Here is a 9,362-nt window from a genome sequence, read left to right as displayed (position 1 = left end):
TTTGAGAGGCGTTTACTTCAAGTAGTGTATTGGCTTCCTCAGTATTATAAGTAGTGGCAAAAATCCAACCGTGAGAGGCTTTTCTGCCCGGGTGAGCCAAGTCATAGTTAAAACCGGGCATAATAACCTGAAAGGCGTGATTCATTCTACCTGTTTCTGGATCTACTTTAGTAAAAGTTAAAGGCCCTTTAAAGTTACCTTTCAATTCAGCTATTGGCATATCTCTTTGTGGAGAAGGCACGGCAAAACGAGTTCCTGAAATCAGGTACTCAGTATTTTCAGTCAATGCAAAACTGTGGTTGCCGGCACTGTTGGGTACTTCAAGGATTTCTCCGGTTTCAAATGTATCCAAGTCGATACGTGCAATTCTGGGTGTATTGTTTTCGTTAATAAAAACCCATCGTCCATCCAATTCTCCATTGGTTTGTGATAAGTCAGGGTGGTGAGAGTCTCCCCAAGGCACAAAACCAAAAGAAGTATTCAGCATTGCTTTTGTTTCTTCACTGTAGCCATAGCCTTTTTCAGCATCCTGAGAGAATACAGGAATTACTTTAAGGAGTCTTCCTGAAGGAAGTCCATAAACAGACATTTGTCCGCTAAACCCTCCTGACATAAAAGCATACACTTCGTCGTGTTCACCTGGAGCTACATAAACGCGCTCTGCGGCATTCTTACTAAATGCCCCGTTTTTTTTACCTGAGTCACCACCACAGCTGATAAACAAGCCTGCGATAATGAATGAACTTAAAATTAGAGTTATTTTTTTCATCTGTTATAGTTATTGGTTGAATTTTTAATTTTTTGGAAGAATCACACCGTCTACAACGTGTACCCAGCCATTACTTGCTTTTACTGTACCTAAAATTTTAGCACCTCCAACATAAATATCGTCACCATCTTTAGTAACGTCAATATTTTGATTAGATGCCATTCCCAGGTTTCGGCCTCTTTCGACATTGCGTTCAAGCATTTCGATAGGGTAGTTGCCGGGTGCAACGTGATGTTTTAGGATCAAAGCCAGTTGATCTTTGTTTTCGGGTTTAAGTAGATTGTCCAATGTAGCTTTATCAATTTTGTCAAATGCTTCATTGGTGGGTGCGAAGACAGTAAGGGGGCCAACATTGACCAATGCATTTTCAACTTCGGCCGCCTGAACTGCAGCAACCAAAGTGGTGTGGTCTGGTGAGCCAATTGCAATCCGAAGTGCATTGGGCTCTGCGCTTTCATCTTCTATAAAGGCTTGACCTTTGTTAGATGATGAGGCATCTGTAACTTGAGTGGTTGCAGCGTTTTGATTTGACTCTTTTCCATCTTTACATGATGTAAAAAATATCAAAGTAAAAGCCAGCAAGAACACACTCTTTGAGAGAATTGATTTCATAAGTAATTGATTTATATTTGGTTATTTAGTTACAAAACTATCCTATAGACACAAAATAATCTATGATATTTATCATTCCTGATCAACTTGTCTGAAATATTCATAAACAGCCCTGGCTTCATCTTCTTTGATGTTTTGATTTGCCATTACAGCCATGTTTGATTCGATAAGCAATTGCTGGGCAATGGGGTCTTTCTGAATCATTTCTTCAGGGTTCATAATCATGTTCATAATCCATTCCGGTGCTCTAAGTTTTGTCACACCTTGAAGTTTTGGCCCGATAAATTTTTTGTCAATTTTGTGACAAGCCACACACATATTGTCAAAAACCTCTTTGCCTTTTGCGGCCATAGCGGCATCAATGTTATCACTTATATTAACAGATTTTACAGGACCAATTCCTTTGTTTGACATGTCTATCATGTCTTTGGAACTTTTTGCCTGGTTTGTTTTTGGGGCTTCTTTTTGTGTTTGATTTCCTAATTTAATTTCCTGTTTTTCTTCTTTTTCAGAATTGCCACAGGCTGCTAATAGGAGCAGACTTAAAAATAAAACTGAGTTTTTAAATATTTTTTTCATTGGAGTGTAGTTTTTTGGTTTTTAATTTCCGGTGTAAAATTATATGTATAAAAGACCATAAATTATGACTAGAATCATATTGCAGATTTTTCTATCTTTATGGAATCGTAATTTCGGATTATTTTATTAGATAAAATGTTAAATTGAGTATAAGAATTATATAAAGTTTAAGAAAAATGAAAATATTTAAAAAAATACTACTTGTTTTAATTTTGTTAATTATTATTGTTTTTTCAGTCCAGAACAGTGAAATTTATATTTTGAGATTTTTTAGCTGGAGAGTTGAACTGCCTGTTTCCTTATTGGTTTTTTTTGTGTATGTGTTGGGAATGACAACCGGAGGAATCCTTTTTTCAGTTATCAAAAACCTGATGGAACCAGGTGTCAAGAAAAAAATAATCGAGGAAGAAACAGAGGAAAATTAATATGAGTTAAAAAATTACTTCAATACTTTTTCCAAGGGGATTAAATCATTTTGAATGGCAAAGACCACCAATCCTGCAACATTTTTAGAATTGGTTTTCTCTAGCATATTTGTTCTGTGAACTTCGACAGTCCTTGGGCTGATACAAAGCTTGGTGGCTATTTCAGCGGTATTGTGTTCAAGGCAAATAAGTTCTAATACTTCTTTTTCTCGATTAGTTAAAAAGTTGGAATCCAAAACACTTTTTGATTTTAATTTGCCCATCTCAAATTCTTCTTCCTTAATTACTTTTAAGGTTAAACTATTGTAATGGAAGCCTTTAATGTAAACTTTTTTTATGGTTTCTATCATTTCCTGAGGTGTTGTGTTTTTTATGATGTAGGATGACACCCCTTCGTTAATCATATTTATTATAAATGATTTAGAATCATAACTCGATAAGGCTATGACTTTTAATTTTGGATATTCTTTATTTAAAATTTTGGTGGTTTCTACTCCGTTAAGGGTTGGCATTTTAAGGTCCATGAGAACAATATCCGGCCGTGTGTTGCCGCTATCAAGATAATCCAGCAATTCGCTGCCGTTTGAAGCTTCAAAAATGACATTTAGGTTAGGCTCACGATCTAAAATGAATTTTATCCCGCTTCTAAAGAGTTCTTCATCGTCAACAAGTATGATTTTTATTGTTTCTACCATAATTAAATTTCGATTTGAACTTCTATGCCTTTGTTTGTTTCAGAAGCTATTTTATAAGTTGCCCCAATTATAGATATGCGGCTTTCAATGTTTTTCATTCCCAAGCCTTTTTGATTTTCCAAATCATTTGTATCAAATCCGCAACCATTGTCTTTATATAGTAGTTTGGCGCGGTTATTACTTTCAGTAAAATGAATCAGTACTTCTGTGGCCTTCCCATGTCTAATGGAGTTGTTTATAAGTTCCTGGAGTATCCTGAAAATATGCAAATGATTTGTAACGGGAATTTTTGTAAAGTCTGATTCGTTCTTGTATTTAATATTTAATTTCCCCGTTTTATTAATATCATCTGCAAGTTCGGTAATTCCGGCATTCAAACCAAATTTATCCAATACGGGGGGGAGCAAATCATGAGCTATGCGTCTGGAACTTTGTAGTACTTTGCTGGTCAATTCAAGTATGGTATCTGAAATTTTTTCCTGTTCAGATTGATCAAGACCAGGGGTTTTAAGCATATGGCAATTGATGGTTACCACATTTAACCCGGAACTGATATCATCGTGAAGGTCCTGTGCTATTCTGTTGCGTTCTTTTTCCTGGGTGTTTATTACAGCATTAATAAGTGTTTTTTGATGCTCTATTTCTAAATCACGGTTTTTGATTTCTTGCTCGATTATTTTTTTTCTTGAGTAATACACAAATATTAATATGGCGAGACTCATTAGTAAAAAAGCTGAGAAAATGTAAATAACAGCAGAAATTATGTCAGCACTTTCATATTCCATAAATCAATTTTTTCTTATCTGTTTTTTCTTTATTAAAATACAACTGAAACCATTCTATAAAGATAAGTAATAGAAAAATAGTGTAGAGGATATTATTGATTTCAAAGTTAATGGATTGAAGATCTGCAATCACAGCAAGGTTTCCCACTAAAAACAACACTGTACTTCCAAACAAATAAACAAATAAACCTATGTTAAAAAAGAAGAATGTTTTTTTAGCAGAAAGCATGTTGTAAAAATGAAACAAAGTATATATTATCAATAAATATGAAGTGAGGAATATTTCTAAATTATTGAATTTAAAATAGGTTTCAGGGCTTATTGTGTATTGGATTCCCAATACTAAAAGACAAAAAATCACACTGTATTTTATCAATGTCTTTTGAATTGATTGAATACAAATAATGTAGTAAAAATATCCAAGTATAATTAATTGAAAAATAAAATAGAAATGTGAAATGTGCAAATTATAATTACCATTAAAGCCTAGCCAGGCTGCATATAGTTGAATCCCCAGTATCGTTAACAGATAGATCATAAGGATGGTATGCGTTTTCTTTTTTGTTTTGGCAACAAGCACAACAAACAGCAGGACGTTTACTAACAATAAAAAAATTGGTAAATTAATGGCAAACTTCAGAAATTCAATCATAATAATGGGGATGAAATTTGATTGTAGGACATTGAATTGAATGAAATTTTACCAATAGATCTAATTTGAAATATAGGGTTCCTTATTATTACAGTAAGGAGGACATGGTTTGGAGAAATCATAAATATAATAACCGTTTGACTCATCAATCAAATCATTTCCCTCGGCGTCTACGCCTACTATAATTAACCTTACTATATCTGTATCATCAATGCCCATATATGTTCTCACATCAACAGCTTCGTCAGGCTCCAAAGCTTGTGTGACGTCAATTCCGGGTATTAAAAAGGCGGTAATATTTGGTGTTTCTCCATTTTCTTGAGCATTTTTCCAACGCTTAGCCCATTCTTGAGCCATCTCAAAACTAATTGTATTTTCCATAAGTTCTAATTGTTAATTTGGTTAAATTAGGAATATAAAGATATTATAAATCTGTAAAAAATTGATTATTTAATAGCAGTTATGTGAATTTTATTTAATTTAACTGACTTAATTGTAAAATTTTATTTGTGAAATCAATTGGCTTCCTGATACTGTTTTTTTCAATAGTTAGTTATTCTCAAGGCAATTACACTAGTGATGAAGCTCTAAAACTACAAAAACAATTAATTGATTCCGCTGGTTTATATAAATACACACTTGAGACCAATAAATACATCACATACAAATTCAAGGCTCTGGAATTAATGCCTTACATTGAAAATAATCATAAGCACAAACTTATATTTCATGCACTGTTTGCTTTACGCTTAAATCAACTGGGATTAGTAAAAGAATCTATTCGACAGTCAAATGAGTTTTTTAATTATTACGACAAGTATGAAAGTGAACTTAATCCCCGGGATAGAGATAGTTTATTTAATTATACGGCGTTTAATTACAGCCTGTTAGCTTCAGGATATTTAAAGGTTAATATGCCTGACAGTGCCGCTGTTATTTATAAAAAAAACATAGCGTTTACAAAACCCCACCTTTCCAAATACACTGTATCTGCTTTAAATAATTATGGGTTGTTTTATTACAATATATCGAAAGATTTAGACTCAGCATTGTTTTATTTTTATGAAGCAAAGAAAGTTGCCGAAAAACATTTCATAGAAGAACATATCTATGGAAGTGTTATTGACAACATAGCCGATATGTATTTAGAAACCAATAAAATTGAAGAAGCCGGCAAACTGTACAAGCAAAACTATGCTTTTTATAAAATTACCCCCCATGTTGAACATGACTTTTTACCTATTGATTATCACCGGTTGATCAGTGCCGGGGCTCAATACGTAGAAACACAATTGAAGCTTGGAAACCTTAAAAGTGCAGAAGAAGTCTTAAATGATATGCCCAATTATTTTAATCCACTACTTGAGCCCACGGGTATTATAGAGTACCTGACAGCCAAAGAAAAATTTCACCTGAGCAAAAATGAGCACTCAAAAGCATATGAGACATTGCATAAAAAAAACCAATTAATAGATAGCCTCAATAGAGTAGAAACCGAATCTAAAGCAAAACTTTACGCAACTTTTAACGACATAGCCGTTGATAGAATTCGTGCAAGTTTAATAATGGAAAGACAGCAACAGGAAGAACTTGTTAGAAGACAACGACTCACGTTTTGGATTGCAGTTTTAACCTTGTCGTTAATCCTTTTTTTTCTGTTCTACTTATACCAAAGAAGAAAACAATACCTAATCATTGCTGAACAAAAAGCAAAAAATATTGAACTTCAAAACCAACAACTCAACAATGAAATTAATTTAAAAAAACGAGACCTGTCTGATTTTGCCATAAACCTCTCACAAAGCAATGAATGGGCAAAAGACCTATACAAACAATTGGAATTTATAAAAAGAAGTAAAGGAAGGTCGCGTAAAAAGTTATTGGATAAATTTGATCAAGAAATTAAAAATAAAATTGCATTTAACAGTGAAACTGAAAAGTTCTACAATAAACTGGATTTGCTCAGTGCAGATTTTTATGAAAAACTAAACCAAAACTTTCCGGATTTGACCAATAATGAACACAGATTATGCTCATTAATTCGACTTAAAATTGACAGTCATGAAATTGCCACGTTACAAAACATTACCGTTTCTTCACTAAACACTGCCCGTTATCGCCTTAGAAAAAAATTAAACCTGTCAGAAAATACTGATTTGAACGATTTTATTCAAAGTTTATAGACGATTGTATATCCCTGTTAAACAGATATATGTATTACTATACAGTATTGCCTGTCTATTAATTGTCTATTTACATAATTGTGATTGTACAGAAAAATACTTCTACATTTAATCATCAAAAAAAACACTTTTTTTTCGTCCCCACTAAAGTTACATATCAAAATTTATTTTTTAACAAACAAAAAATTATTTATTATGAAAACAACACTATTAGCTTTATTAATTATTGGGGCAACTAATTTTATCTATGCCCAAAATGAAATTGCATACCTGAATGTGGATATTGAAGAATCCATGACCAAGTCATCTAAGGAAAAACTATTATTAAATGAAGGGTATTTTCATTCATTCAAAGAAAATCTGCTTCCTCAACGAGTCAAAGAGTTTCAAAAAATTGTTGCTGCTTATGATATTAAGCAGGCTGACGTCTATTCCGAAAATGGGAAATCAACTTATACTGTTGTTTTTGCCGAGGGTAATAATGTTATCAGAGCAGAATATGATCAAAACGGTAACATAATTAAAAGCAATGAAAAATTTCAGGCAGTAAGCCTTCCATACACTCTAAGCAAAAAAATCATAAAAGACAATCCCGGCTGGGGATTTGACCGAGTAGAATGCAACATCAATTACAGCCAGGAACAAGTACCGGAAATAACCTATAAAGTTGTAATTAAAAACGGCACTAAAAAGAAAACCATATCGATTGATGCTTCAGACTTTATGTAGTCACATTATTTATCCCCATAGGTTTTTAATTAGCAACCTGATGCAGGTGGTTTAAGCCACCTGCATTTTTTTGTAAACAATTGATAATGATGTAAATAACTGCATGTATTTAATATTTTTATTACATTTGGTGGTATCATCAAAAAACATTTATTTATGAAAACTTTACTGATTTTATTTGCAATGTGCTTGTTTGCCTCAGGGCAAGGATTTGCACAAAATGCTGGCGATGAGGCCGCCTCCGACGAAAATAACCTCAAGACCTATGTTATTGAAAGGGAAGTGCCCAACGCAGGTAAATTAACCGCAGAAGAATTAAAAGCCATTTCTCAGGGTTCTTGTGAAGTTTTGGAACAAATGGGACCGAAAATCCAGTGGCAGCACAGTTTTGTTACCGGCGATAAAATTTATTGTGTATACAAAGCCGAAAACAAAGAACTGATTGAAGAACACGCCAAACGTGGAGGGTTTCCTTCAAACGTAATCAGCGAGGTTGCGGCTATTATCAGCCCGGCAACGGCTGAGCAGTAGGTCTTTTCCCTAAGCAATAAAGCCACGCGTCTTTACAGATGGTTATAGTTGCATTGACTATAAGTTAAGGTATAGTTATAGAGAAGCTGTTTACTCGTTTTTATTGTAAAGAGTATCAGGTTTTGTCAACTTTAATACATCAGTCATCATTTTCACATAGACGGCTTTTTTGCCTCGGGTGGCGATGGGAAATACCAACATTTCAGGATTGTTTTGTAATATCTTAACGGCATCTTCGGTGCTGAGGGAGGCGTTTTTATCAAACTTTTCCTGAAAAACGGGATGTTCTTTTTCAAGAAAATCTGTTACTTTTCCACCCAACATTTCAGCAAGTTCAACCCATTGCGTGCCTGTTACTTTTGTTTTCTTTATGTTTATGGCATTAAGTTTAGCATCAGAGGATTCTGCATATGCCAAAGCTTCTTTTGACAATTTGTGGTCAGGATAATAATAAAAATTCAATTGTCGTTCACTCTCTGAAAGTACTCCCATTTTGTCTTGATTAGTCTTGTTGGCTTTATATGTTTAAAAGCTTAAAATTACAACTTTTGATAGATTGTACAAACTGCTTAACACCACTTTAAGTAAAGAGTCGTTAAAAACATGTACCTTGAAACTTAATATTTTAGATTTCAAAATATGCAGCAAGAACAATTAAACAATCCTTTGCACGGCATCACACTTTTAAAAATGCTTGAATTTTTAATTGAAAAATACGGCTGGGAGACCCTTGGCGAAAAAATCCCAATAAAATGTTTTACCCACAATCCATCCTTAAAATCAAGTCTGGTTTTTTTGCGTAAGACTCCCTGGGCTAGGGAGAAGGTGGAACGATTGTATCTAAGAAGTATATAAAAACCCTCTGTGAACCTCTGTGGAAGCTCTGTGTAACTCTGTGGTAAAGCTTTACCGCCAAGTTCCACAAAGAAGCGCAAAGGGCCACAAAGAAATTCTTATTCATTTAATCAAACCCCTCATCTTCCATTTGTAGCTTAAAATCATACTGCAAATCTTCATGCAGGGTTACTAATAATTTATGCACCAAAGCCAGCTGTCTGTCAAGGATGTTTTGAAGGGTTTTGTCTTTTTTTATTGAAGTGGGCATATTTTTAAGCTGCACGCAAAAATAGAGGAGGAGTTCCACTTCGGTTTCTTTCTTCAGCGAATAGCGGATGTATTTTTTCAGGTTTTTTAGTATTTTCCGGATACTCTTCCGCATCCAGTAATAGTTTTTGGTATTGATGGCCTCCAGTTGTGCATCCACTTCACGCTTTACGCTTTCAATATACCCGCTTTCATCCTGTGCCTCAAACAGCAGGTAGGTGAGGAACTCTTTGTTTTCTTTTTTGAATTTGGCCAGACGCAAGCAAAGCTCCAATAACTCATCAGTAGAGCGGTATTG

General features: G+C 34.1%; 13 protein-coding genes and 1 pseudogene. 5 read left to right on the top strand and 9 right to left on the bottom strand.

The annotated features are described in order from the left end of the window. The 3 genes and pseudogenes from AC6F75_RS01585 to AC6F75_RS01575 form a co-directional block, all read right to left on the bottom strand. Nucleotides 1–769, bottom strand: a pseudogene (locus AC6F75_RS01585) (Sec-dependent nitrous-oxide reductase); the annotation flags it as partial. Between the two features lie 24 nt (nucleotides 770–793). Next, on the bottom strand, nucleotides 794–1,381 hold the full coding sequence (locus AC6F75_RS01580; protein WP_500713171.1) for a fasciclin domain-containing protein: 588 nt from the start codon (nucleotides 1,379–1,381) through the stop codon (nucleotides 794–796). Nucleotides 1,382–1,453: 72 nt separating this feature from the next. Then, nucleotides 1,454–1,960: a c-type cytochrome gene (locus tag AC6F75_RS01575; RefSeq protein ID WP_500713170.1), complete on the bottom strand. Its 507-nt coding sequence runs from the start codon at nucleotides 1,958–1,960 to the stop codon at nucleotides 1,454–1,456. Between the two features lie 260 nt (nucleotides 1,961–2,220). Between AC6F75_RS01575 and AC6F75_RS01570 the strand changes: the two genes are divergently transcribed. Then, nucleotides 2,221–2,385 carry a hypothetical protein gene (locus AC6F75_RS01570; RefSeq protein WP_500713169.1) on the top strand — a complete coding sequence of 55 codons (165 nt, stop codon included), beginning with the start codon at nucleotides 2,221–2,223 and terminating at the stop codon, nucleotides 2,383–2,385. Nucleotides 2,386–2,399: 14 nt separating this feature from the next. Here the strand turns inward: AC6F75_RS01570 and AC6F75_RS01565 are convergent, their stop codons facing one another. From AC6F75_RS01565 to AC6F75_RS01550, 4 genes are all read right to left on the bottom strand, one after another. Continuing rightward, a complete protein-coding gene (locus AC6F75_RS01565; protein WP_500713168.1) occupies nucleotides 2,400–3,080 on the bottom strand; it encodes a response regulator in 681 nt (226 codons plus the stop codon). A 2-nt stretch (nucleotides 3,081–3,082) separates the two neighbouring features. Next, nucleotides 3,083–3,865 carry a histidine kinase gene (locus AC6F75_RS01560; protein ID WP_500713167.1) on the bottom strand — a complete coding sequence of 261 codons (783 nt, stop codon included), beginning with the start codon at nucleotides 3,863–3,865 and terminating at the stop codon, nucleotides 3,083–3,085. Then, a complete protein-coding gene (locus AC6F75_RS01555) occupies nucleotides 3,855–4,094 on the bottom strand; it encodes a hypothetical protein (protein WP_500713166.1) in 240 nt (79 codons plus the stop codon). Before AC6F75_RS01555 ends, AC6F75_RS01560 begins: the two co-directional genes overlap by 11 nt. Nucleotides 4,095–4,577: 483 nt before the next feature. Continuing rightward, nucleotides 4,578–4,898, bottom strand: coding sequence for a hypothetical protein (locus AC6F75_RS01550; RefSeq protein WP_500713165.1), 321 nt, complete (start codon nucleotides 4,896–4,898; stop codon nucleotides 4,578–4,580). A gap of 128 nt (nucleotides 4,899–5,026) precedes the next feature. On the opposite strand from AC6F75_RS01550, the gene AC6F75_RS01545 reads away from it, so the two are divergent. From AC6F75_RS01545 to AC6F75_RS01535, 3 genes are all read left to right on the top strand, one after another. Next, on the top strand, nucleotides 5,027–6,700 hold the full coding sequence (locus tag AC6F75_RS01545; protein WP_500713164.1) for a helix-turn-helix transcriptional regulator: 1,674 nt from the start codon (nucleotides 5,027–5,029) through the stop codon (nucleotides 6,698–6,700). A 195-nt stretch (nucleotides 6,701–6,895) separates the two neighbouring features. Then, nucleotides 6,896–7,429 (top strand): hypothetical protein, encoded by a 534-nt coding sequence (locus tag AC6F75_RS01540; RefSeq protein WP_500713163.1) that lies wholly within the window; start codon nucleotides 6,896–6,898, stop codon nucleotides 7,427–7,429. 156 nt (nucleotides 7,430–7,585) lie between these two features. Further along, a complete protein-coding gene (locus AC6F75_RS01535) occupies nucleotides 7,586–7,960 on the top strand; it encodes a nickel-binding protein (RefSeq protein WP_500713162.1) in 375 nt (124 codons plus the stop codon). A gap of 90 nt (nucleotides 7,961–8,050) precedes the next feature. Here the strand turns inward: AC6F75_RS01535 and AC6F75_RS01530 are convergent, their stop codons facing one another. After that, complete coding sequence (locus tag AC6F75_RS01530) at nucleotides 8,051–8,452, bottom strand: ArsC/Spx/MgsR family protein (protein WP_500713161.1); 402 nt, start codon at nucleotides 8,450–8,452, stop codon at nucleotides 8,051–8,053. 147 nt (nucleotides 8,453–8,599) lie between these two features. Here AC6F75_RS01530 and AC6F75_RS01525 point away from each other — a divergent pair, with 147 nt between their 5' ends. After that, nucleotides 8,600–8,815: a VF530 family DNA-binding protein gene (locus tag AC6F75_RS01525; protein WP_500713160.1), complete on the top strand. Its 216-nt coding sequence runs from the start codon at nucleotides 8,600–8,602 to the stop codon at nucleotides 8,813–8,815. A gap of 106 nt (nucleotides 8,816–8,921) precedes the next feature. Here the strand turns inward: AC6F75_RS01525 and AC6F75_RS01520 are convergent. Beyond that, nucleotides 8,922–9,362, bottom strand: a 441-nt coding sequence (locus AC6F75_RS01520) for a hypothetical protein (protein WP_500713159.1), incomplete at its 5' end; no start/stop codon positions are given.

The sequence above is a fragment of the Planktosalinus sp. genome (assembly GCF_059864935.1).
This window is presented reverse-complemented; position numbering and strand designations above follow the sequence as displayed.